Origin of the sequence: Bifidobacterium bifidum ATCC 29521 = JCM 1255 = DSM 20456 (genome assembly GCF_001025135.1) — a bacterium.
GTDB lineage: Bacteria > Actinomycetota > Actinomycetes > Actinomycetales > Bifidobacteriaceae > Bifidobacterium > Bifidobacterium bifidum.
Window position 1 is genome coordinate 568,181 of the sequence record NZ_AP012323.1, and the last position, 25,315, is coordinate 593,495.

At 63.9% G+C, this 25,315-nt stretch carries 11 protein-coding genes and 1 pseudogene; 8 read left to right on the forward strand and 4 right to left on the reverse strand.

Features of this window, described 5'->3' with window-relative positions; genetic code table 11:
• Positions 1–18 precede the first annotated feature (18 nt).
• On the forward strand, positions 19–1,134 hold the full coding sequence (locus BBBF_RS02250; RefSeq protein ID WP_033509954.1) for an endonuclease/exonuclease/phosphatase family protein: 1,116 nt from the start codon (positions 19–21) through the stop codon (positions 1,132–1,134).
• Positions 1,135–1,436: 302 nt separating this feature from the next.
• Here BBBF_RS02250 and BBBF_RS02255 read toward each other — a convergent pair whose 3' ends face one another.
• Entirely contained in the window at positions 1,437–1,736 is a 300-nt protein-coding gene (locus BBBF_RS02255; protein ID WP_003812098.1) for an exodeoxyribonuclease VII small subunit, read from the reverse strand.
• A gap of 111 nt (positions 1,737–1,847) precedes the next feature.
• Positions 1,848–3,113 carry an exodeoxyribonuclease VII large subunit gene (gene xseA / locus BBBF_RS02260; protein WP_033509995.1) on the reverse strand — a complete coding sequence of 422 codons (1,266 nt, stop codon included), beginning with the start codon at positions 3,111–3,113 and terminating at the stop codon, positions 1,848–1,850.
• 356 nt (positions 3,114–3,469) lie between these two features.
• Between xseA and nrdD the strand changes: the two genes are divergently transcribed.
• From nrdD to BBBF_RS02280, 3 genes are all read left to right on the forward strand, one after another.
• Positions 3,470–5,854 carry an anaerobic ribonucleoside-triphosphate reductase gene (gene nrdD / locus BBBF_RS02265; protein ID WP_003812105.1) on the forward strand — a complete coding sequence of 795 codons (2,385 nt, stop codon included), beginning with the start codon at positions 3,470–3,472 and terminating at the stop codon, positions 5,852–5,854.
• 154 nt (positions 5,855–6,008) lie between these two features.
• The gene (gene nrdG / locus BBBF_RS02270) at positions 6,009–6,716 is read left to right on the forward strand and encodes an anaerobic ribonucleoside-triphosphate reductase activating protein (RefSeq protein ID WP_003815707.1); all 708 of its coding nucleotides are present in this window, start codon (positions 6,009–6,011) and stop codon (positions 6,714–6,716) included.
• 587 nt (positions 6,717–7,303) lie between these two features.
• Positions 7,304–12,328 carry an acyl-CoA dehydratase activase-related protein gene (locus tag BBBF_RS02280; protein ID WP_033509952.1) on the forward strand — a complete coding sequence of 1,675 codons (5,025 nt, stop codon included), beginning with the start codon at positions 7,304–7,306 and terminating at the stop codon, positions 12,326–12,328.
• A gap of 22 nt (positions 12,329–12,350) precedes the next feature.
• On the opposite strand, the gene lnbY is transcribed toward BBBF_RS02280, so the two are convergent.
• Together lnbY and BBBF_RS02290 are read right to left on the reverse strand one after the other, a co-directional pair.
• Complete coding sequence (lnbY, locus tag BBBF_RS02285) at positions 12,351–13,238, reverse strand: lacto-N-biosidase chaperone LnbY (protein ID WP_229032483.1); 888 nt, start codon at positions 13,236–13,238, stop codon at positions 12,351–12,353.
• Between the two features lie 99 nt (positions 13,239–13,337).
• On the reverse strand, positions 13,338–14,609 hold the full coding sequence (locus BBBF_RS02290) for a glutamate-cysteine ligase family protein (RefSeq protein WP_021647702.1): 1,272 nt from the start codon (positions 14,607–14,609) through the stop codon (positions 13,338–13,340).
• 378 nt (positions 14,610–14,987) lie between these two features.
• On the opposite strand from BBBF_RS02290, the gene BBBF_RS02295 reads away from it, so the two are divergent.
• The 4 genes and pseudogenes from BBBF_RS02295 (at position 14,988) to BBBF_RS02310 (ending at position 25,120) form a co-directional block, all read left to right on the forward strand.
• The gene (locus tag BBBF_RS02295; protein WP_231855234.1) at positions 14,988–20,411 is read left to right on the forward strand and encodes a Rib/alpha-like domain-containing protein; all 5,424 of its coding nucleotides are present in this window, start codon (positions 14,988–14,990) and stop codon (positions 20,409–20,411) included.
• A gap of 284 nt (positions 20,412–20,695) precedes the next feature.
• Positions 20,696–21,229 carry a MarR family winged helix-turn-helix transcriptional regulator gene (locus BBBF_RS02300; RefSeq protein WP_033509485.1) on the forward strand — a complete coding sequence of 178 codons (534 nt, stop codon included), beginning with the start codon at positions 20,696–20,698 and terminating at the stop codon, positions 21,227–21,229.
• A complete protein-coding gene (locus BBBF_RS02305) occupies positions 21,226–23,109 on the forward strand; it encodes an ABC transporter ATP-binding protein (RefSeq protein ID WP_021648418.1) in 1,884 nt (627 codons plus the stop codon). Before BBBF_RS02300 ends, BBBF_RS02305 begins: the two co-directional genes overlap by 4 nt.
• Positions 23,106–25,120: pseudogene (locus tag BBBF_RS02310) on the forward strand (ABC transporter ATP-binding protein). The gene BBBF_RS02305 and the pseudogene BBBF_RS02310 overlap by 4 nt, the downstream one beginning before the upstream one ends.
• Positions 25,121–25,315: the final 195 nt, after the last annotated feature.

Genomic DNA, 25,315 nt, shown 5'->3' on the forward strand with positions numbered 1-25,315 from the left:
ACGACAGGGGAGTGGCGAATGGCAAACGCGCGAGGATCATCACGGAACGCCTACGGCTCAGCGGCTCGGCGGTCCGGCGCGTCGTCCGGCACTGCGAAAAGGCCCGCCGCGAAAACAAGCGCCCCACGCGGCCGACGCCACCGTCTCCTTGGCGTCTTGTCGGTCATATTCGCCGCTCTCGCATTGGTGTGCAGCGTCCTGCGCATGCTCCCCGAGGACCTGCAGGCGCTGCCGTACATCCCCGTGATCGTATCCGCGACGCCGTGGTTCGTGATTCTCGCCGTGCTCGCGCTGATACTGTCGGTCATCTCGCGCCGCTGGATCGCCATGCTGATGGCGCTCGCCTGCATCGGCCTCCAGGTGTGGTGGCAGTGGCCGTTCTTCAGCGCGTCCACGAAGCTGCCGGCGGCCGTCGACGCGGCCATGGCATCGACCCGGGCGGACACCGGCGACATGATCGCCCGCGTGATGACCTTCAACGTCTACAAAGGCCATGCGGACGCGAAGGCCATCGTCGACATCGTGCGGGATCAGCGCGTCGAAGTGCTCGCGTTGCAGGAGACGACGAACGATTTCGTCAAGAAGCTCGACGAGGCGGGCATCCACAGCTATCTGCCGTATTCGCAGGTTTCGTCGTCGGACGGTGTCTACGGCAACGGCATCTGGTCCGCGACCGAGCTCAGGCGTCCGGTCGATGACGAGGTCGGGTCGAGCGCGTCGTTCATGCCGGGCGGCACCGTGACGTTCGGCGGCGGCAAGGCCCAGCTGCGATTCGTCTCCGTGCATACCACCGCGCCGATTCCCGGCTACTGGAGCCGGTGGAAGCGCTCGTTGGACGAGCTGGCATCCATGCGCTCGCGCGAAGGTTCGCGCTACGTGTTCATGGGCGATTTCAACGCCACGACCGACCACACGCCGTTCCGCAACATCCTGGGGAACCGGTTCTCGGACGCCGCGCGGCAGTCGGGGCACGGGTTCACGTTCACCTGGCCGTCCAACAAGCTGCCGCTGCCGCGGTTCGCCGGCATCGACCATATCGTGCTGGACAAGGACATCATCGCCGGTCAGATGCAGGTCAAGTCGGTCGCCGGCTCGGATCACGCCGCGCTGCTCGCCACCATCGTCGTGCGGTGACGGCGGTGACGGCCGGCTGATCGGGGCGGTACCTTACGGCGACGTTGTCATGTTGTGGTAGGCGTCGGACGATGACGGATGCCGCGTAGTGCGACTACGGTGCGTGGCACTACGGCGGTGTGTCACCACGCATATGGGAACATAGATGGTCTCGGCACGCCATCGTTGCGTCCATAAGTGCTCGCCCAAACGACGGCTGCGCGCACATATGGGCGCAAACCTCGTGTTTTCCGTCCATAAGTTCGCGCGGGCTTCGCCGTGGCGCGTGCTTATGGACGCAACGTCCCGCGTAGGGTGCCCCGTCAGTCCAGGTTGGACTGGGTGCCGGCGGTGTCGGCGCTGTTGGCCTGCTCGGCCTGGGCGGCATCGAGCTTGGCCTTGACCTCGTTCAGCAGGCTCTGCGCACGCTTGGCAAGCGCTTCGCCGATCTCCCACTGGCGCATGGACTGGTCGAGGTTCAATCCGCCGGCCTCCAGCGCCTGCACGGCCTGGATGAGCTTGTCGCGGGCCTCCTCGTACGGCATCTGCGCGATGGCCTCGCGCTCCTTGTCGGTCAGGCTGGTCGCCGGCTCGCTCGCCGCCGATGCGTTCTTGCTGGTCATGATGGTCTCCTTCTGTCGTGTATGCGTGTCGTATTCGATTGGATAACGGTCATATATATATGGTTATGCGGCTGATATCTGCCCCGCACTCTGCTGCCGTGCGGCACTCCGCTACTGGGCGGTGGCGGTGATGACCCCCTTGCGCAGCGTCAGCGTGAGATGGTCTCCCGCGCTCACCTTTCCGGCGTCGTCGATGACGTGCCCGTCGGCGTTCTGGACGACGGCGTATCCGCGGTCGAGCGTGGATTGCGGGCTGAGCGCGGTCAGGCTGGCATGCAGCTTCTCCACGGTCAGGCTGGCGTCGTCCACGATGCGCGTCAGGCCGATGTCCATGCGGCGGCGCGCGTCGTCGACGAACCGTTGGTACGGCTCCAGCATGGTCAGCGGCTGCGTCAGGCTGGGCCGGTTCGCGTACCCTTCGACCAGCCGTATCTCGTTGCCGACGCGCGCGTCGATGCGCATGCGCATGCGGTCGATGGCATTGCCGATCAGCTGCCACTGCTCGTGCACGTCGGGCACGACCTTCTTCGCCGCGTCGGTCGGCGTCGAGGCCCGCAGGTCCGCCGCCAGGTCGATCAGCGTCCAGTCGTCCTCATGCCCGATGGCGGAGACGATCGGCGTCTCGCATCCCGCCGTGGCGCGCACCACCGCCTCGTCCGAGAATCCGATGAGGTCCTCGAACGAGCCGCCGCCTCGCGCCACGATGATCACGTCGACGTCCGGGTCGGCGTCTAGCCGGTGAATCGCCTCGACGATGGATTGCGGGCACTGCGGCCCTTGTACGAAGGCATGGACGATGTTGAACCGCACCGTCGGCCAGCGCAGCCGCACGTTGGTGATGACATCGCCTTCGGCCCGTGCGTGCGGGGCGCATATCAGTCCGATGCAGGAGGGGAATTCCGGCAGCGGCAGCTTGCGGTCCGCGTCGAACAGGCCCTCGCCCTTGAGCTTCATGCGCAACTGGTCGATCTGCTCCTTCAGTCCGCCGCCGGAGCCGATCTTGCGGATGTCGTCGCCGATGAAGCTCAACCGCGTCTGCTTGACCCAGATGTCGGCCTTGCCATGCACGACCACGCGGTCGCCCTGCTTGAATGAGGCGGCCTTCGAGGCGAACGCCCGCCAGCCGGACACGGATATGGCGATGTCCTCCACGTCATCGCGCACCGTAAGATACGCCGAGCCGGCGCGGCGCGTGTTGATCTCCGTGATCTGCCCGGCGATCCACGCGGCGGGCCAGCGCTCCACCGCGGTATGGAATTTCTGGCTCAGTACGCTGACTGGCCAGGGGTTGTCCGCGGTGGTCTCGGCTGCCAGGCGCGGCAGTTGGTCGAAGGGCTTGGGGATGCGCTCCCCGCCGCCCTCCGATGGCCGCTGCATCGCGATTGCAAGGTCCTGTTCCTGATTCATGTCTTCAAGGTTTACGTACAGAAAGGACAAGTTTTTCTGCCTGCGAGAGCGTCGCCGTCGGACGGTATCATTGTTGGCCGGCTTTTCGGTGATGGTCTCGCCGCGACACGCTGACGACATACCGTGAAGTAAATCACACGGATGTTCTTTTCGGCTCTATTTCGCCGAAATGTGCATATCTAGGATTGTTTTCGGCGTTTCCCCACTATATCTAGGGGTGGCATGTCGTATAGTCATCAGAGAACAAACAACTTACACACGTGTGATTTCGGATCGGCGACCGCCGCAAGACATGCCGGGAATCACGAAAGGACAGGGATTAGGACATGGATGCTCTGCTGATGAACGCCAGTACCGCCACCTCCTCCAAGGTGCTGGTGGAGAAGCGTGACGGTCGCGTCGTCGACTTCGACCCGATAAACATCATCAGCGCCGTGAAGTCCGCCTTCGCCGACCTTGACAAGCAGGTCGGCCCGGAGGAGGAGAAGCTGATCCGCGGCTTCGCCGACCAGATCGAAGGCGAGATCACGGAGCGCTACAACGGTCCCGCCAAGATCGAGGACATCCAGAACCTCGTCGAGCACGCCCTGATCGACGCCCACCTGTACGACGTGGCCCGCGCCTACACCAACTACCGTCTCGACAAGGACATCCAGCGCGCCAAGGCCACGGACGTCAACGAGGCCGTCTCCCGCTTCATCAACCAGGATCCGACGCTGATCCACGAGAACGCGAACAAGGATGCCAACGTCTACGCCACTCAGCGCGACCTGCTCGCCGGCGCCGTCTCCAAGGCCGCCGCGTTCAACATGCTGCCCCCGGCCGTCGCGAACGCGCACATGAAGGGCGACATCCACTTCCACGACGCCGACTACTCGCCGTTCACCGCGCAGTCCAACTGCTCGCTGCCCAACTTCTGGGACATGCTCGCCAACGGCTTCACGCTCGGCAACGCGCCGATGGCCTCCCCGAAGTCCATCGCCATCGCCGCCACGCAGATCACCCAGATCATGAAGGACGTGGCCTCCAGCCAGTACGGCGGCCAGACCGCCAACCGTGCCGACGAGCACCTCGCCGCCTACGCGAAGAAGGACTACGAGAAGTTCCTCGAAGAGGCCCGCGAGACCATCCCCGACGGCATGCCGGTGGAGTTCGCCCGTCGTCAGGTCGAGAACGCCAAGGCCAACGAGCCCGCCAAGCTGCACTTCGGCTCCCGCGAGCCGCTGCCCATGGACACGCCGTTCCACACCGACGTCGACGAGCTGGAGCAGGAGCGTGAGATCCTCGCCAAGGTCCGCACGCGCAAGTCCATCTACGACGCCATGCAAACGATGGAGTACCAGATCAACTCCAACCGCGTCTCCAACGGCCAGACCCCGTTCGTCACCGTCGGCTTCGGCCTGGGCACCGACTGGTTCGCCCGCGAGGTGCAGCGCGCGATCCTGCTCAACCGCATCCGCGGCCTCGGCAAGGACCACCACACCGCAATCTTCCCGAAGCTCGTGTTCACCGTGCGCCACGGCGTGAACGCCGACCCCGGCGACCCGAACTACGACCTGAAGCAGCTCGCCCTGGAATGCGCCACCAAGCGCATGTACCCGGACGTCGTGTTCTACGAGAACATCGTCAAGATCACCGGCTCCTTCAAGGCGCCGATGGGCTGCCGCTCCTTCCTGCAGGGCTGGATCAACCCCGAGACCGGCAAGGACGAGGAGGATGGCCGCATGAACCTCGGCGTCGTTTCCGTGAACGTGCCGCGCATCGCCATCGAATCCCACGGCAGCAAGGAACGTTTCTGGAAGCTGTTCAACGAGCGCATGGAGGTCGCCCACCAGGCGCTGCAGTTCCGCATCATGCGCTGCAAGCAGGCCACCCCGGTCAACGCGCCCACCCTGTTCCGCTTCGGCGCCTTCGGTCGCCTCGGCGCGAGCGGCAACGTCGACACGCTGTTCAAGAACGAGCGCGCCACCGTGTCGCTCGGCTACATCGGCCTGGCCGAGGCCACCGCCGTCTTCTACGGCAAGGACTGGATCCGCGACCACGGCTGGGACCCGCAGGGCAAAGAGTTCGCGCTGTCGATCGTCAAGCGCATGAGCGAACTGTGCAAGCAGTGGAGCAAGGCCGAAGGCTACCATTACTCCGTGTACTCCACACCGGCCGAATCCCTCACCGACCGCTTCAACCGCATGGACCGCGAGAAGTTCGGCCGCATCGAGGGCGTCACCGACCACGACTTCTACACCAACTCCTTCCACTACCCGGTGTGGCTGCAGCCCACCCCGATGGAGAAGCTCAACTACGAGAAGGACTTCCCGTACTTCGCGTCCGGCGGCTTCATCAACTACTGCGAGTACCCGTGCCTGCAGGACAACCCGAAGGCGTTGGAGGCCGTGTGGGATTACGCCTACAACATCGGCATCGGCTACCTCGGCACCAACACGCCGATCGACCACTGCTTCGTGTGCGGCTTCCAGGGCGACTTCGAGCCGACCGACGAGGGCTTCAAGTGCCCCGAGTGCGGCAACTGCGACCCTGACAAGTGCAACGTCACCAAGCGCACCTGCGGCTACCTCGGCAACCCGGTGCAGCGCCCGATGGTGCATGGCCGTCACGAGGAGATCTCCCACCGCGTCAAGCACATGAGCGGCGAGACCGGTCACGTGACGCTGGCGGACGGCTCCGAGCGCGAGTGGTTCGAAGAGGCCAAGTAACTGCCGGTACCGCGCGTTGTGCTGTCCGCGAGGGTCGCCGGTATATGTTGTCTGACACACTCAAGGCCGTTCGGCCGAGCTTACGGTCAGACAACATATACCGGCGACCCTCGCTCGTTGCGCGCAACGTTACGGTTGGACAGGGAGGATGATGATGGACAGGAAGTCGACGCTGCATGATTTCGCGGCCGGCGAGACCGGCCGCGGACCCGGAGTGCCGTCATCACTGACCAACAACCCCCGTTCCGGCCAGTGGGACGGGCGGCGCATGTCCAAGCGCATGATCGCCGACTACAAGACCTTCATCGTCACCGACGGCGAAGGCGTACGCAATTCGCTGTACGTCTCCGGCTGCCCGTTCCACTGCGTCGAATGCTTCAACTCGTCGATCTGGGATTTCCAGGCCGGCCACGAATACACGCAGAAGCTTGAAGACAAGATCGTCGACGACCTCAAGGCGCCGTGGATCCAGGGCATCACGTTCCTCGGTGGCGAACCCATGCTGAATACGCCCGTCCTGTTGCCGCTCGCCCGGCGCATCCGCGGCGAGTTCGGCCACGACAAAGACATCTGGTGCTGGACCGGCTACACGTGGGAGGAGCTGATGCGCCCCGGTGAGACGCCGGACAAGCTCGAACTGTTGCAGCTCATCGACATCCTCGTCGACGGCCGCTACCTCAAGGACCAGCACGACTCCCTCCTGCAGTTCCGCGGATCCAGAAACCAGCGCATCCTCGACGTGCCGCGTTCGCTGGCCGCCGGCAGGCCTGTCGTCTGGGCCAAGCTCCACGACCAGGAGCGCGACATCCCCGAAATGTACCTCAAGGATCGCGAGGCCGGCGAGGGCGCACAGGCGTCGTGACGGCGCCGCCGGCCTTGCCATCCATCCAGTGGATTCGATGCCGTCGGCCTGATCGCGGCCATCCTGACAGTCTCGCCCGCCATCGGCATGGCCTTGCTTCTCCCCGCATTCATCTGGCCTCGCGTGAGTCCGCTGTTCCATGTGATGATGCTCTGTTTCCGGGAAAGGTGCTCGCGCATGCTGGGCACCGGATTGGGGAGGACGACTCTGTATATGCGCGGCGTGCGGGACGACGTGGTCGACGTTTTCGCGGGCAGCGGCGTGCCCGGTCCGCTGGAGGTCTCGGATACTGCGGCCGGGGTATGGCCCTCCGTCGTCGCCGGCGTGTCCGCCATATCAGGGATTTGGGCGGGACTGGGGTGGTCAATAGCGCTGGTCCATAAGACCACCAGCCTGCTGGCATGCTCGGCTCACCCCCCCCGAATGCGCGATAATGGGGGTAACGCCGCAATCGTGGGGAAACCGTCGAGTTTCCGTTTTGCGTTTGTTAGCGAAATCACGCCATACGACGGCTCGTTAGGAGGGGTCTCGGACTACATTACATAAGGAAGTAGCGGGAAGTCCCGAATCGAAGACAGAGGTAACAGATGGTGGATACAGCGAATACCGCGGCCGAAAGCCACGATAGTAAGCCGTTGCGCGTGGGTCTGGATATCGGATCGACCACGGTCAAGGCCGTGGTGCTCGATCAGACCAATGCGCTCAATGACGTGCTGTTCTCCGACTACCGACGTCACCACGCCAACGTCCGCGCCACGGTGGCTGGACTGCTCAAGGACATCCATCAGACGCTCGTCGACCTCGGCCGCGGCGACGAGCCCATTCGTCTCGCCATCACCGGTTCCGGCGGCCTGACGCTCGCCGACAACCTGCACGTGCCGTTCATCCAGGAGGTCATCGCCGAGACCCGCGCGATCGACGAGGAATACCCGCAGGCCGACGTCATCATCGAGCTCGGCGGCGAGGACGCCAAGATCACGTACCTGAAGCCCACTCCCGAACAGCGCATGAACGGTTCGTGCGCGGGCGGCACCGGCGCATTCATCGACCAGATGGCCACGCTGCTCGACACCGACGCCTCCGGCCTCAACGATTACGCCAAGGACTACAAGACCCTGTACCCGATCGCGTCGCGTTGCGGTGTGTTCGCGAAGACCGACCTGCAGCCGCTGATCAACGACGGCGCCGCCAAGCCCGATCTGGCCGCGTCGATCTTCACCGCGGTGGCCACGCAGACCATCGCCGGCCTGGCTTCCGGACGCCCGATCCACGGTACGGTCATCTTCCTCGGCGGCCCGCTGTTCTTCATGTCCGAGCTGCGCGAGGCGTTCCACCGCGCGCTCGCCGGCAAGGTCGACGAGTTCATCGTGCCGACCGACGCCCACCTGTACGTCGCATACGGCTCCGCGCTGATCGCTGGGGAGCCGGACGGCATCGACGTCGACGGCGTGCATTTCGAGCCGCGCACCTGTGACGACATCATCGCCGCCCTCGACGACCTGAAGAACCTGCCGGCGAACACGCCGACCATGCCCCCGCTGTTCTCCTCCGACCAGGAGCGCGAGGCGTTCAACGAGCGCCATCATCGCGAACACATCCACATCGGCACGCTCGAAGGCGCGAAAGGCCCGCACTTCCTCGGTATCGACGCGGGTTCGACCACCATCAAGGCGACGCTCGTCAACGACGACCGCGAGATCGTATGGTCCAGCTACGCCACCAACGAAGGCAGCCCGTTGACCGCCGCCATCAACATCGTCAAGAAGATCCAGTCCGAGCTGCCCGAAGGCGCGTGGATCGCCCGATCCTGCGCGACCGGCTACGGCGAGGGACTGATCACCACCGGCTTGCACCTGGACGAGGGCGTGGTCGAGACCATGGCGCACTACCGCGGCGCCGAAATGGTCAGCCCCGGTGTCACCGCTGTCATCGACATCGGTGGCCAGGACATGAAATACCTGGCCATCACCGACGGCGTCATCGACTCGATCGCCGTCAACGAGGCGTGCTCGTCCGGTTGCGGCTCGTTCCTGCAGACCTTCGCGCAGTCGATGGGTCTGACCATCCAGGAGTTCACCCAGGCGGCCCTCAACTCCGACCATCCGGTTGACCTCGGCTCGCGCTGCACGGTGTTCATGAACTCGTCCGTCAAGCAGGCACAGAAGGAAGGCGCGTCGATGGAGAACATCGCCGCCGGCCTGTGCTATTCGGTCGTGCGCAACGCGCTGTACAAGGTCATCAAGCTGCGTGACTCCGGTGAGCTCGGCGACACCGTCGTCGTGCAGGGCGGCACGTTCCTCAATGACGCCGTGCTGCGCGCCTTCGAGCTGCTCACCGAGCGCGAGGTGACCCGCCCGAACATCGCCGGCTTGATGGGTGCATTCGGCGCCGCCCTGACCGCGCGCATGCATTACGAGGACGTGGCCGACGACGCGCACGACCACGATGCCGAAGTCTCCGCGGGCCAGTCCGCCGATATGGCCGGCAGCGACGATGTCAGCGCGGAGCAAGACCACGAGGTCGTCATCGACGGCGTGCACCACACGGCGTCCAACATCCTGTCCGGCGACGACCTCGACAACATGTCGATGACCTCCGAGCGCGACGTGTGCAAGCTGTGCCAGAACCACTGCAAGCTCACCATCACCACGTTCGCCGACGGCTCGCGCTACGTTACCGGCAACCGCTGCGAGCGCGGCGGCGACGCGAAGAAGAAGCGCTCCGACAGGCCGAACCTGTACGACTACAAGTACAAGCGCTGCTTCGCCTACCGCAGGCTCACCGACAAGAAGGCCACCCGCGGCGAGATCGGCATCCCTCGCGTGCTCAACATGTACGAGAACTACCCGTTCTGGTTCACGCTGCTCACCTCGCTCGGCTTCAAGGTGATGATCTCCGGCCGCAGCTCGCACGAGCTGTTCGAGACCGGCATCGAATCGATCGCCTCCGAGAACATCTGCTACCCGGCCAAGCTGGTGCACGGCCACATCAAGTGGCTGCTGGGCAAGGGCGTCAAGAACATCTTCTACCCGCGCGTGAGCTACGAGGACAACCTCGTGCCCAATACGGACAACCACTACAACTGCCCGGTCGTGGCCAACTACCCGGTGGTGATCGGCGCGAACATGCCCGAACTGCGCGAGGACGGCATCCGCTACATGCACCCGTACTTCAACCTCGCCAACCACGAGCTCATGGTCGACCGCATCGTCGAGGAGTTCGCGTGGGCGAACGTGAGCCGCGAGGAGGCCGAGACCGCGGTCAAGGCCGCGTACGCCGAGGACAAGATCTTCAAGAACGACGTGCAGGAGGAAGGTTTCAAGGCGCTCGCCTACATGAAGGAGCACAACTGCCGGGGCATCGTGCTCGCCGGGCGCCCGTACCACATCGACCCCGAGGTCAACCACGGCATCCCTGAGACGATCTGCGCGCTCGGCATGGTCGTGCTCTCGGAGGATTCGATCTGCGAACTGCAGCCGGGGGAGAACCTGCATCTGAGCGACTACCTGTCGGAAGGCGAGGAGGACCCGCGCAAGAAGAACGCGAACGGCTTCCGCCACGTCGGCGACCGCAAGGTGACCGTCTCCCGCATGCCGCTGCGCGTCACCAACCAGTGGGCCTACCATTCGCGGCTCTACGCGGCGGCGCATTTCGTGGCGTCCTACCCGGGTCTCGAACTCGTGCAGCTCAACTCCTTCGGCTGCGGCTTGGACGCCATCACCACCGATCAGGTGGCCGAGATCCTCGCCGACAAGGCCGACGTGTACACGCTGCTCAAGATCGATGAGGTGAGCAACCTCGGAGCGGCGAAGATCCGCCTGCGTTCGCTCAAGGCCGCCGTCGAGGAGCGCGAGGCCAACAAGCGGCGTCTGGCCGCACAGGCCCAGTCCCAATCCCGCCAGCAGGTGCTGCCGAACAAGCAGGACCAACCGGTCGGCCCCAGTGCGGCCGAGCTTGCGGCGCAGCGTCAGGCCAAGGAGGAGCTCGCGGCCGCCGAGGTGCAGCTCAAGGCCGCCCAGGACCAGCTCGCCGCCGCGCAGGCCGCCGTCGAGGCCGCGGAGAAGCAGAAGAACGCCGCCGAGCAGCCGGCCCCGCATTCTACGGGCTTCCGCAAGACCGGATCCGAGGCGCCCACGCCCGGCCGTCAGGTCATGCTCGACACGGTGATGAAGAGCAACCCGCAGCTCACCAAGGCCGTCAAGGACGCCTCCCGCCGCGCGGCGCAGGCCGAGTCGCGGCTCGCCGCCACCTCGCCGAACGGCAAGTCCGCGAGGAAGACCGCCAAGAAATCCGGCCACAACACCGCGACCATGTCGAAGTACGCCAACAAGGTGCCGTTCGGCAAGTCAATGAAGAAGGACTACACGATCGTCGGCCCCCAGATGAGCCCGATCCACATGTCGCTGGTCGAGTCGGTCATCCGCTCCGGCGGATACAAGTTCGACATCCTCAAGACCGCGAGCCGCGAGGACGTCGAACTCGGCCTCAAGTACGTCAACAATGACGCCTGCTACCCGGCGATCATGGTCATCGGCCAGCTCGTCGACGCCATCGTCAAGGGTAAGTACGATCCCGACCATGTGGCGCTCGCCATCACGCAGACCGGCGGCATGTGCCGCGCGACGAACTACTTCGGCCTGATCCGCAAGGCGCTGATCGACGCCGGCTACCCGCAGGTGCCGGTCATCGCGCTGTCCACGCAGGGCTTCGAGGACAACCCGGGCTTCAAGGCCACGCCCACGCTGCTGCACCGCGCCATCAAGGCGCTGGTCGTCGGCGACCTGCTGCTCAAATGCCTGATGCGCGTGCGCCCGTACGAGGTCGAGAAGGGCAGCGCCGACAAGCTGTACCAGATGTGGGACACCATCGTGCGCGAGACCATCGAGCACCACGGCTTCTCCGATACCGCGAAGAAGAAGATCGGCAAGCATTACCTGCCGTACCAGACGCTGCTCAAGGAGATCGTCAAATCGTTCGACGCACTGCCGCTGCGCGACATCCCGCGCAAGGTGCGCGTCGGCGTCGTCGGCGAGATCCTCGTCAAGTACCATCCCGACGCGAACAACCACGTGGTCGACGTCATCGAATCGCAGGATTGCGAGGCCGTGGTCCCCGGCATCATGGAGTTCATGACCACGCGTCCGTACATCACCGACTGGAACGAGAAGAACCTCGGCATGGGCGGCAACAAGAAGCTGTACTCGCTCATGCGCTGGGGTCTCGACCGTTACCTCAACCCGGTGCGCGCGGCCATCGATCTGGCGCATGGCAAGTTCAGCCAGGACCTGCCGATGCCCGAGCTGGTCAAGAAGGCCTCCGAGGTGACCTCGGTGGGCGTGCAGGCCGGCGAGGGGTGGCTGCTGACCGCCGAGATCCTGGAGCTCATCGAGTCTGGCTGCCCGAATGTGATCTGCGCCCAGCCGTTCGCCTGCCTGCCCAACCATGTGACCGGCCGCGGCATGTTCGGCAAGATTCGCCGTCTGCACCCGGACGCGAACATCGTCTCCATCGACTATGATCCCGGCGCCTCACAGGCCAATCAGCTCAACCGCATCAAGCTGATGATCGCCGCGGCGAAGAAGAATCACCAGAAGCTGGCCGCGGCCGACTGACGGATCAGCCTCGGCCCGGCGATCAGCCGACCAGGGTCGCCGCGTAGGCGTACAGCCTCTTCCATGGCAGGGTCGACACGTCTATCTTGTCGGCCTTGCTCTGAACCCTCTCGCGGTAGCGTTCCGTGCGCAGCGCCGTCTTCACATTGGCTTTCACATCGGCGAGCGGCGCCTTGCCCTCGACCCCGTCCACGGTCCAGTCGTGCGCGTCGTAATACTCCTGCACCTCGGTCTCGCTCGGGTTCATGCCCGGTTTCGTGGCGTCGTCGACGTAGTCGTTCTTCAGCGCGGTCATCTCGTAGTCGATGTATGAGGCGATGTCGTATTCGCTGCGTCCGTAGATGACCTGCCCCGCTTCACGTTTCTGCCGGTTGTTCGCGTTGAGGGTTTCCATGCGCTTGACGATGCCGGTGTACGAGTCGTCGTCGACCAGCCCGTACGAGACTGCGATCAGGTACGCCGCGTGACGGAAGCGCAGCGTGTCGATAGTCTGTTTCGTCAGCCATTCGACCGGCTTCTCTCCGCCGTATGAGGCGGTCCAGTCGGCGTCCCGGGCGTTGAGGTTGACGTCGTGCTTCTGCTTGAAATAGCTGACGGCGGCGGTGCGCTGCGACGACCACGCCTGGGTGAATTCGGCCTGCGTGATGGTGGTGTCGCCGAAGGAGAATTTCGGGAAGGCCTGCGTCGCGTTGGCTTGCGCATCGTCCGTCTTTGACGAGTCGGGGCTCGCCGTGAGCGAACGGACGAGAAAGACGGTGCCGACGATGGCCGCAATCAGCAGGACGGCCGCGACGACGATGATCGCGCGGGTTCTCGTATTGGTTTTCGTCCCCATCTTCGCGGCGTCACGGCCGCTCCCGTCCGTTGCCTTGCTGGGAGAGCCTGATCCGCATTTTCGTGACTGCTTCATGCCGTCATGATACGCGACGGACATGATTGCGGGGTGTCGCCCGCATTGCGCAGGAACGCCCCCACAATCATGTCCGTCGGTCGTCGCCTTGGATTCCGGTTATTCCTGGAATACGTCCGGATGCTTCGGATCGCCGGGCTCGTCGGCCAACAGGCCCTCCAATCCCAGGAACTCCTTCCAGAATTCGAGCGGCTGGCCATACGGCGCCGATTGCGCGCCGCGCGCCTGCAGGTTCGCCTTCGCCTCGAACACGTCCTCTTCGCGGATATCCTCGAAGTAGCTTTCCAACCGCTCCCTGTTCTCCGGCACGTAGAACAGGGATGCGATGATCTCCGTCAGCCGCTCGGCGCGCTCGATCGGCAGCGAATCCCAATGCCGCAGCTCGATGAAGTTCTTCATACGCACGTCGTTGAAATGCGTGGAGATGATGTGGTTGATCTCGTACGGGTTGAGCTCGCGGTCGGGATACACCTCTCCGGCGTTCTCATAGAACGCCGGGTGATGCAGCTCCTTGCCGCTCAGGCTCTTGGCCTCCGGCGTATGCGTCAGATCGGCGAACATCAGCGGCGTGGACAGCACGTCGATGGCGTACTCCTCCCAGCCGAACCGCTTGTCGAACAGTCCGGGAATCACGTTCGTGCGCTGGGGGTCGAGATAGTCCCACATGCGCTGGCGCAGCAGGGGCCACGGGTTCGGCGCGCCCTCGAAATACGGCGTATTGCGGAAGTACCAGGCGAGGATCGGCCCGATGATGGTGCCCAGACGCAGCTTGTCGATGGAATCCTGCTCGTCGACGTAGTCGATGCTCACCTGCGTGGAGGCCGAGCACCGCATCATGCACGGGCCGAACTGGCCTACCCGCCCCAGGTAGCGGGTCATGGCGTCGTAACGGTCCTTCGGGTTGACCTTGACGTCGGCGAAGCCCGACTTGGGCTGGTAGCCGTAATTGACCAGACGGAAGCCCAGCTCGTCCAGCACGGGATCGATGTCACGCCGGAAGGAACGATACAGCGTCAGCAGTTCCTGCGGCGTCTTGAGGATGCCCAGCGAGCACTCCACCTGACCGCCGGGCTCCAGCGACACGGCGATGCCTTCGCGCCCGAGTCCGACCAGATGGCCGTTCTCCCAGTACTCCTTTTCCTTGTCATAGTACGGCGCAATGCGCTTGAGCAGCGTTTCGACGCCGTTCTCCTCGTAGTAGCTGACGGCGGTGTCGTCGCCGTTGTGCACCGGAAGATGTTCGATCTCCACGCCGAAACCGCCCGTGCCGCGTTTGGAACGGCCTTCCTCGAAGAATCGCAGCAGACTGTCGATGTGCTTGGGATTCGGCTTGGCGAGCAGATGCGCGTAACTGATTCTCGGTGTCGTCATGGGGCATATCGTACCTGTAGATTCCATCGGCCACGGCGGTGCCGTTATACAAAGAATCGATAGCTGGTTTGCGTCCGAATGCTGGACATTGCGACTGATTTCCCGGGTTCCGTTCAGGGGGTACAAGGGTGACGTTATGACAGTTAACGAAATGCCGAATACGCCATACCCCATTGCCGTAGCCTATGGGTACCGCTATACTTTTGAACTTGTAAAGTCTCTTTACATATTGGTGGTGTGGCGAGTCCGTGAATGACCCCGGAAGGGGGCATCGTCATGGATGACCGGATCGCCGACATGTCCCCCCGCAACGAGGAGGGGAACGGAGACTCTCCAATAACAGTAAGGACAACGATGAAACCTCATGTAGGATCACGGATGATCGCAGCATCGGTCGCTTTGGGGACGGCGTTCGCGTTGATCGCGCCGTCTTCGGCGCTCGCGGGCGATGCGACGCCAGCGGCGGCGTCGACCGGAACGACATATTACGTGTCATCGACGCATGGCGATGACGGCAACGCCGGCACCGATCAGAACCATCCCTGGAAGACGCTGGACAAGGTCAACGCCATCGCGACCGACCTTAAGCCGGGCGACTCCGTGCTGCTGGAGCGTGGCTCCACGTTCCAGGACCAGTATCTGCACATCAAGGACACGTCGGGAACCGCCGACGCGCCCATCACCATCGCCGATTACGGCGACGCCTCCGCCAAGCCGGTCATCGCGGCGAACGGCGTCAAGGGCAGCCGGTGGTACCAGAACTACCGTGCGTCGGTCGGCAACCACCAGAACAAGGGCACCGTCTCCTCGGCCATCCTGCTCAAGGACGTGTCGTACATCACGGTGAAGAACCTGGAGATCACCAATGACGACCCCGACGTCTACGACCCGATCGACACGTGGAAGTGGACCGACACGGCCGATTCGGATGGCACCAAGCTCGACCGCTCGGCCGACCGCATGGACCGCACCGGCGTGGCCGGCATCGCGGAGAACGGCACAACGATGAGCCATGTCACGCTTGAGGGCCTGAACATCCACGACGTGGACGGCAACATCTACAACAAGCACATGGCCAACGGCGGCATCTACTTCATGGCTCACTACGCCCGCGAGAACAAGAACGCCGCGGACAACACGTGGCTGCAGAACCACATCTCGCGCTTCGACCACATCACCATCAAGAACAACATCGTCAAGGACGTGGACCGCTGGGGCATCGCCGTGGGCTACACCGCGTACCTCAACTTCATCGACGCGGCGTGGGGCGACGGCAGCATCGACGACGACCTGATCGCCAAGTACGGCCAGACCAACGTGACCATCGAGAACAACTACGTCAAGGGTGCGGGCGGCGACGCCATCACCCTCATGTACTGCGACCGTCCGGTCATCCAGTACAACGTGGGCGACAGCGTCTCGAAGCACATGAACGACGTCGACTACCCGCATGACCGCGAGCACGGCGGCAGGTACGGCGGCTGGGTCGCGGCGGGCATCTGGCCCTGGCGCTGCAAGGACCCGATCTTCCAGTACAACGAGATGTACAACAACCTCAACTCCGAGCACGGCAACGGCGACGGCCAGGCGTGGGACGCCGATTACGGCGACGGCACGCTGTACCAGTACAACTACTCGTACGGCAACTCGTTCGCCTCGCTGATGATCTGCAACCAGTACGCCATCAACACGACGTTCCGCTACAACATCTCGCAGAACGACCGCCGCGGCGTGTTCGACCTGCCGAGCAACGGTCCGGGCAACCACATCTACAACAACACCGTCTACATCGGTAAGGACAGCGCGGTGCTGACCGGCCGATCCAACAGCCAGGCGAAGTTCGAGAACAACATCTTCATCAACGCGACCGACACCAAGAAGACCGAGACGTGGAACCGCGGCAACCAGCACGGCGGCCAGACGTACGACAACAACATGTACGTCAATTACGCGAACAAGCCCGCCTCCGATTCCAACGCCGTCGAGGTCGCCGATGTGAAGACCGTGCTGGCCAATGCCGGACACGCGCCGAGCGCGCCGAAGGCCGACGGTTCGGTCTATGGCCGTTCCGGCAGCGAGTTCGACGGATACAAGCCCGTTGACGGCTCCCCGGCCATCAATGCCGGCAAGGTCATCTCCGACATGAACGACTACGCGGTCACGAACGACTTCTTCGGCAACACCATCAAGGGAACCCCGGACCTGGGTGCCGTCGAAAGCAACGTGCTCTCCGTCTCCGGCAAGGTCAACGCGTACGAGACCGCCACGGTCGGCGGCTCCAAGGTCGTCTACGTGCCGTTCACCGCGAAGAACCCGACCACAGTCAAGCAGCTTCGCGCGGGCCTGACGGTCGGTGACGGATCAGTCGCCAACGTGTACCGCGGCGGCAACAAGCTGGCGGCCGACGCGGCGATCCAGTCCGACGACGTGCTGCGCTTCGAGGTCGAAGGCACTTCAAACACGCCGATCGAATACACCATCGCTCAGAAGAACGCCTGGAACTGGGTCGACGACTTCAAGACCGACTCTCAGGGCCCGATCTGGACGTCGCAGCGTCAGGTGTCCGGCGAATGGCAGACGATTACCGATTTCGGTTCCGATGTGTACCCGCAGACGTACTACGACAAGTACTACGGCGTCGGTGTGGACTATCAGAACAAGAGCCTTCCGGCCGACCGCAGCGCCATCCACGGCCTGATCGCCGACAATCCGGGTGATTCCGCGGCGACGGCGATGGCCTGGACCGCGCCGAAGGCCGGTTCCGTGAAGGTCACGCTGGACGAGGTGACCGGAGCGCACGTCGAGCCGTACATCCGTCAGTCGAACAGCAATGGCAAGGATGTGGTCCTGAAGCTGCTGAAGAACGACGAGGTGATCTGCTCCGCGACGATGACCGATTCCTTCGCGACGGCGACCGGGTTCAACGAATGCCTGGCGTCCGCCAAGGGCACGGTCAAGGTCGCGGTCGGCGATGTGCTGCGCTTCTCGGTGGATGCCGCGACCGGCGCCTCCAAGTCGTCGATCCACATCAGCCCGGTCATCACCTATCAGGATGTGGCACCCGTCGAGTCCCAGACGGCGCAGTACGCTGCCTCCTACGACGCGGTGAGCGCCAAGGTCGGCGCCAAGGCCACCGCTACGGTGAAGTTCACGAAGGGCGGTGCCGCCGCCACCCCGACCGGCGTCAAGTCCTACGCGCTGAAGACCGCGGTCGACGGTGTGGCCGTGGACGCCGCGACCGGCGCGGTCACCTACACGCCCGGCGCCGATGCGTACGGCACCACCAAGACCGCGACCGTGGTCGTCACCTACTCGGATGACACCACCGACGAGGCGACCGTCACCTTCAACGTCGAGAAGTCCAACGCGCAGAAGTACAACGTGCTGTACCCGGCCGTGTCCGGCGGCGCGGGCGTCGCGCTCAAGCGCACGCCCAAGTTCACGCTCAAGGCGGACAGCGCCGCGGCGTCCATCCCCGCCGGCACCAAGTTCGCGCTCGGCGCGGGCGCCCCGGCCGGCGCGTCCGTGAACGCCGCCACCGGTGAGGTCACGCTGACCAGCACCCGGGCCGGCGCCATCACCGTGCCGGTGACGGTCACCTTCTCCGACACCAACGAGTCCATCGAGGCGACGGCCACGTTCACCGTGACCGCTCCGGCGGCGCTCGGCACCTCCAAGCTGGAGACCGGCACCGCGAACGGCGCGAACGTCATCTATGTGCCGTTCACCTCGAAGACCCCGACCACCGTCGCCGATCTGCTGGCCCTGGTGACCGCCGAGCCGAATTCGGCCCTCAAGGCCGTGTACCGTGACGGCACCAAGCTGGAGGACGCCGCGGCAGTAAAGGCCGGCGACGTGCTGCGCTTCTACGCCGACGGCTCCACCTTCACCGCCGACTACACGGTCGTGCAGAAGAACGCCTGGAACTGGGTCGACGACTTCAAGACCGACTCTCAGGGCCCGATCTGGACGTCGCAGCGTCAGGTGTCCGGCAAATGGCAGACGATTACCGATTTCGGTTCCGATGTGTACCCGCAGACGTACTACGACAAGTACTACGGCGTCGGTGTGGACTATCAGAACAAGAGCCTTCCGGCCGACCGCAGCGCCATCCACGGCCTGATCGCCGACAATCCGGGTGATTCCGCGGCGACGGCGATGGCCTGGACCGCGCCGAAGGCCGGTTCCGTGAAGGTCACGCTGGACAAGGTGACCGGAGCGCACGTCGAGCCGTACATCCGTCAGTCGAACAGCAATGGCAAGGATGTGGTCCTGAAGCTGCTGAAGAACGACGAGGTGATCTGCTCCGCGACGATGACCGATTCCTTCGCGACGGCGACCGGGTTCAACGAATGCCTGGCGTCCGCCAAGGGCACGGTCAAGGTCGCGGTCGGCGATGTGCTGCGCTTCTCGGTGGATGCCGCGGCCGGCGCCTCCAAGTCGTCGATCCACATCAGCCCGGTCATCACCTACACGGATGCCGATGAGCCTTCGCCCGAGCCTGGCCTGTCGGAGCAGTATGCTGCGGCGTATCCGGCTTCGGTTGCGGCGAAGGTGGGCGAGAAGGCCACCGCCGCGGTGTCGTTCACGAAGGGCGGCGCCGCCGCGGATGCCCCGGCGGGCACGACGTTCGCGGTCGCGGGTGACGGGTTCACGGTCGCCGCGGACGGTACGGTGTCGTTCACGCCGACGGACGCGCAGGCGGGCAAGACGGTGACGGCCACGGTGACGGTGACGTATTCGGACAAGTCGACGGATACGGCGACGGTGACGTTCAAGGTCGCCGCCAAGACCGAGCCTTCGCCCGAGCCTGGCCTGTCGGAGCAGTATGCTGCGGCGTATCCGGCTTCGGTTGCGGCGAAGGTGGGCGAGAAGGCCACCGCCGCGGTGTCGTTCACGAAGGGCGGCGCCGCCGCGGATGCCCCGGCGGGCACGACGTTCGCGGTCGCGGGTGACGGGTTCACGGTCGCCGCGGACGGTACGGTGTCGTTCACGCCGACGGACGCGCAGGCGGGCAAGACGGTGACGGCCACGGTGACGGTGACGTATTCGGACAAGTCGACGGATACGGCGACGGTGACGTTCAAGGTCGCCGCCAAGACCGAGCCTGAGCCCAAGCCTGGCCTGTCGGAGCAGTATGCTGCGGCGTATCCGGCTTCGGTTGCGGCGAAGGTGGGCGAGAAGGCCACCGCCGCGGTGTCGTTCACGAAGGGCGGCGCCGCCGCGGATGCCCCGGCGGGCACGACGTTCGCGGTCGCGGGTGACGGGTTCACGGTCGCCGCGGACGGTACGGTGTCGTTCACGCCGACGGACGCGCAGGCGGGCAAGACGGTGACGGCCACGGTGACGGTGACGTATTCGGACAAGTCGACGGATACGGCGACGGTGACGTTCAAGGTCGCCGCCAAGGATCCGGAGCCCGAACCGACCGATCCGAAGGCCGACCTGCGCAAGGAGGTCGAATCCGCGTCGAAGCTTGACGAGAAGGACTACACCGCCGACTCGTGGAAGGTGTTCGCCGCGGCGCTCGATAACGCCAAGGCCGTGCTGGAGGACAAGGACGCCACCGAGGCGCAGATCTCCGGCGCGCTCACGACGCTGAAGTCCGCCACTGCCGCGCTGGCCAAGGCCGGCGACACCGGCAAGCCCGACGATGGCGACAAGCCTTCCGCGGGCAAGCCCAACGACAAGGGCAACGGTCTGTCCAAGACCGGCGCCAGCGTCGCCGTCATCGGCGTTGCCATGCTGCTGCTCGCAGCTGCCGGCTTCGTCACGGTGAACGTCGTTCGCCGCCGCCGGTAACGGCATGACGGGCACCCGCCCGTAACAAGCAATCAGGGGTCTCATGGTCAGCCATGAGACCCCTTTGCTATGCCTGTTAGCCGCTCTCTCGCTGTCGATTACCCTATATTCCCGCGAAAGTCCCATTTGCGGACGCTGGAATCGGACTATCGACGGGTGGGAGAAATTGTTCAACACGCCGATTGTTGTATATGCAACTGTTGTATATGGTATGCATTATCATGTTGTGTTGCCTGAATGATCGGAATGCGATTTTCGCATCGACAGACATGGTATGGAGGGGTATGGAGCAACGTATTCTCAGCATTGAAATACGGGCGGTGAGTAAGGCCGTCGACCGTTATTTGGGCGAAAGCATGCCGCTCTCCGCCAAGGAGACCACCGGCGGCAACGCGCATATCATCATGTTCCTGGCGCGCAATCGGGATCGGGAGATCTATCAGCACACCATCGAGCAGAAATTCTGCATCACCCGTTCCACGGCATCCCGCGTGCTGGCGCTGATGGAGAAGAAAGGGCTGATTGCCCGTGAATCCGTGGCGCACGACGCACGATGTAAGCGCATTGTGCTGACGGATAAAGCCGACGCCATCGTCGCCGATCTCAAAGCGAACGGGGAGCGTGTGGAGCGTCTTCTGGTCGACGGTTTCACGCAAACGGAGCAAGATGCGCTGCATGACTACGTGGAGCGCATGCGTGCCAACATCGAGCGCGCACAACATGAATTTGAACATCAGACATCCTCCCAGACGCCGTCAATGGCGGCTCCCGAATACTCGGAAGCGGAGGTCATCAACACGAAGGAGGAGAACAAGTGAGCAGCACCGAAGAAGCGATTGCGCAAGCGCGCAAAGCCGTGGAACCGGACAAGCCGAAACATGTCCTGCGCACGCTGGGCAAGTCGATCCGCGAGTACAAGAAGGCCAGTCTGCTGGCCCCGGTGCTCGTGGCGGTCGAAGGCATCCTGGAAATCCTGATCCCGACGATCATGGCCTCGCTGATCGACGAGGGCATCACCGGCGGCAGCATGCCGTCCACCATCAAGTTCGGAGTGATCCTGCTGATCTGTGCGATGGTCTCGCTGGGTGCCGGCTTCCTGTCCGGCAAGTTCGCGGCCATCGCGGGCGCGGGCTTCGCCAAGAACCTGCGCCAGGACCAGTTCAAGAAGGTTCAGGGCTTCAGCTTCACCAATATCGACCGGTTCTCCACCGGCTCGATCGTGACCCGACTGACCACCGACGTGACGAACCTGCAGAACGCCTACATGATGATTATCCGTCTGGGCGTGCGTGCCCCGATCATGGTGATTGTGGCCTGGATCTTCTCGTTCCGCATCTCCCCGTCCATCTCGCTGGTGTTCCTGGCCTGCATCCCGATCCTGGCGATCGGCCTGTGCGGTCTGGCCGTGCTCGTGCACCCCGTGTTCGAGCGCGTGTTCCACACTTACGACGCGCTCAACAACGTGGTCGACGAGAACCTGCAGGGCATCCGCGTGGTGAAATCCTACAACCGCGAATCCTTCGAGGTGGGCAAGTTCGGCCGCATCTCCCAGCGCATCTTCAAGGACTTCACCAAGGCCGAGCGCATCATGAGCTTCAACAGCCCGCTGATGATGGTGTGCGTCTACGCCTCGATGATCCTCATCGCATGGATGGGCGCGCAGCAGATCGTCGCCTCCGGCAACAACGCCGCCGTGGGCCTGACCACCGGCGACCTGACCGCACTGGTCACCTATGCCATGCAGATCCTCATGGCCATGATGATGCTGTCGATGATCTTCATCATGGTCATTATCTCCCAGGCCTCCGCCGAGCGTATCTGTCAGGTGCTGCAGGAGGAAAGCACCGTGACTGATCCGGCCAGTCCGGTGACTGACATGGCCGATGGGTCCATCGAATTCGACCACGTCACCTTCCGCTACTCCGACAGTTCCGAAAAGCCCGTACTCGACGACATCAACCTGAAGATCCGCTCCGGCATGACCATCGGCATCGTCGGCGGCACCGGTTCCGCCAAGTCGAGCCTCGTGCAGCTCGTGCCGCGACTGTACGACGTGAGCTCCGGCTCGCTCAAGGTCGGCGGCGTGGACGTGCGCGACTACGATCTGGAAGCCCTGCGCGACCAGGTGTCCATGGTACTGCAGAAGAACGTGCTGTTCTCCGGCACCATCGCCGAGAATCTCAGGTGGGGCAACCCGAACGCCACCGACGAGGAGGTCCGCCACGCCGCGCAGCTTGCGCAGGCTGACGGATTCGTGCAGGAATTCCCCGACAAGTACGACACCTACATCGAGCAGGGAGGCACCAACGTCTCCGGCGGCCAGCGCCAGCGCCTGTGCATCGCCCGCGCGCTGCTGAAGAAGCCGAAGATCCTCATCCTCGACGATTCGACCAGCGCCGTCGACACCAAGACCGACAAGCTGATCCGCAACGCGTTCCACAACGAGATCCCCGACACCACGAAGATCATCATCGCCCAGCGTGTCGCCTCCGTCGAGGAATCCGACATGATCCTCGTCATGGACAACGGCCGCATCATGGCGTCCGGCACGCACGACGAGCTGCTCGCCACCTGCGACGAATACCGGTCCATCTACGAGTCCCAGACCAAGAACCAGGCCCGACCCGAGGAGCTGGTCGCCGCGGAGCCGGCCGGGGCGCAATCTGAGACCGAGACCAAGGAAGGAGAGACGCGATGAGCAACGACCAGAGCTTCAAGAACCGCAAACCCGGCATGGGCAAAGCCGAACCTGGCACCATCAAGCGCATCTTCAGCTACATCTTCCAATACAAGTGGCGCGTCGTCGCCATCGTGATCTGCATCCTGATCGGCGCCGCCGCGCAGGCCGGATCCGCGCTGTTCCTCCAGTCCCTCATCGACACGTACATCCTGCCGATGGTGGGGGAGACAAATCCCGACTGGGCGCCGCTGCTGCGCGCCATCTCGCTTATGGGCTGCCTGTACCTGGCCGGTATCGTGGCGTCCTGGGCCTGGCAGTGGCTGATCGTCACCGTCGAACAGGGCACGCTCAAGAAGATCCGCGACGACATGTTCGCCCACCAGCAGAAGCTGCCGATCCGCTACTTCGACAGCCATGAGCACGGCGACATCATGAGCCACTACACCAACGACACCGATACGCTGCGTCAGGCGATCTCGCAGTCGTTCCCGCAGATGTTCTCCTCGATCATCTCCGCGCTGGTGGCGCTGCTGTCCATGCTGTGGCTCTCGATCCCGTTCACCGCGTTCGTGATCGTGTTCACCGTGCTGCTCTACTTCATCGTGCGCAAGATCGTGAGCCGTTCCGGCCGCTACTTCGTCAAGCAGCAGGTGTGGATCGGCGACGTGAACGCCTTCGTGGAGGAGTCCGTCAACGGCCAGAAGGTCATCAAGGTCTTCAACCACGAGGACGCCACGCAGAAGACCTTCGACGAGAAGAACGAGGAGCTGTTCGAGGCGTCCGCCGAAGCGAACACCTGGGGCAACGTCACCATGCCGGTGGTCGGCAACATGGGATACCTGCTCTACATCCTGCTCGCCATCATCGGCGCAGCCGTTTCGCTGGCCGGCGTCAACGATCTCGGCCTGACCGGCGTCAAGCCGCTCACCCTCGGCACCCTCGTCTCGCTGCTCACCCTCTCCCGTTCGTTCATCAACCCGATCGGCCAGGTCTCCCAGCAGCTGACCATGGTGATGATGGCGCTCGCCGGCGCCTCCCGAATCTTCAAGCTGATGGACGAGCCCGTGGAGTCCGACAACGGCACCGTCACGCTCGTCAACGTCGAGCTCGGCGAGGACGGCCGTACCATGCGGGAGGTCGACCACGAGACCGGCCACTGGGCGTGGAAGCGCGAGGAAGGCGACGACGGCACGAGGTCGCTCAAGGCCGCCGAGAAACTGCACGGATCCGCGCGCGAAGTGGCCGTCAAGGCCAAGGAGCAGGCGATTACCTCGCCGGACGGCCGCTACACGTTGCTGCGCGGCGATGTGCGCTTCACCGACGTGACTTTCGGCTACAATCCCGACAAGCCGGTGTTGCACGACATCACCTGGTTCGCCAAGCCCGGTCAGAAGATCGCGCTCGTCGGTGCCACCGGTGCCGGCAAGACCACGGTGACCAACCTCATCAACCGGTTCTACGACATCCAGCAGGGCCAGATCCTCTACGACGGTATCTCCGTGGCCGGCATCAAGAAGCCGGATCTGCGCCGCTCGCTGGGCATCGTGCTGAGGACGTGAACCTGTTCACCGGCACCGTGATGGACAACATCCGCTACGGCCGACTGAACGCCACCGATGAGGAATGCATCGAGGCCGCGCGACTGGTGAACGCGGACGGCTTCATCCGCATGCTGCCCAAGGGCTACCAGACGGTGCTCGAAGGCGACGGCTCCGGCCTGTCCCAGGGCCAGCGCCAGCTAATCTCCATCGCCCGCGCCGCCGTGGCCGATCCGCCCGCGCTGATCCTCGACGAGGCCACGTCGTCGATCGACACCCGCACCGAGGAGGTCGTGCAGGCCGGCATGGACAACCTGATGAAGGGCCGCACGGTCTTCGTCATTGCCCACCGCCTGTCCACCGTGCGCAACTCCGATGTGATCATGGTGCTTGACCACGGCAACATCATCGAACGCGGCTCGCACGACGACCTCATCGCGCAACGTGGGGAGTACTACCAGCTCTATACCGGCGCGGTGGAACTGGAGTAGCCAAGGACTGCCTTCGGCAGACCGTCATGTTTCCTCGGCACTGTCGTGCCTCGGCGTCGCCTATGGGAAGTCCACCGGGCTTCCCGCTTAACGGCTCCGCAGCTAGTGGCTGATATTCCAGTCGCTGGCATTATCCGCGAAAGTCCCATCCGAACATGTCGGAATGGGACTTTCGTCGGGTGGGGGAGGAGTGGC

What these genes read in the sequence shown, in the direction of transcription:
- BBBF_RS02250 (WP_033509954.1), top strand. Translation starts at nt 19, where the DNA reads ATGGCAAACGCGCGAGGATCATCACGGAACGCCTACGGCTCAGCGGCT.
- BBBF_RS02255 (WP_003812098.1), bottom strand. Translation starts at nt 1,736, where the DNA reads ATGACCAGCAAGAACGCATCGGCGGCGAGCGAGCCGGCGACCAGCCTG.
- xseA (WP_033509995.1), bottom strand. Translation starts at nt 3,113, where the DNA reads ATGCAGCGGCCATCGGAGGGCGGCGGGGAGCGCATCCCCAAGCCCTTC.
- nrdD (WP_003812105.1), top strand. Translation starts at nt 3,470, where the DNA reads ATGGATGCTCTGCTGATGAACGCCAGTACCGCCACCTCCTCCAAGGTG.
- nrdG (WP_003815707.1), top strand. Translation starts at nt 6,009, where the DNA reads ATGGACAGGAAGTCGACGCTGCATGATTTCGCGGCCGGCGAGACCGGC.
- BBBF_RS02280 (WP_033509952.1), top strand. Translation starts at nt 7,304, where the DNA reads ATGGTGGATACAGCGAATACCGCGGCCGAAAGCCACGATAGTAAGCCG.
- lnbY (WP_229032483.1), bottom strand. Translation starts at nt 13,238, where the DNA reads ATGAAGCAGTCACGAAAATGCGGATCAGGCTCTCCCAGCAAGGCAACG.
- BBBF_RS02290 (WP_021647702.1), bottom strand. Translation starts at nt 14,609, where the DNA reads ATGACGACACCGAGAATCAGTTACGCGCATCTGCTCGCCAAGCCGAAT.
- BBBF_RS02295 (WP_231855234.1), top strand. Translation starts at nt 14,988, where the DNA reads ATGATCGCAGCATCGGTCGCTTTGGGGACGGCGTTCGCGTTGATCGCG.
- BBBF_RS02300 (WP_033509485.1), top strand. Translation starts at nt 20,696, where the DNA reads ATGGAGCAACGTATTCTCAGCATTGAAATACGGGCGGTGAGTAAGGCC.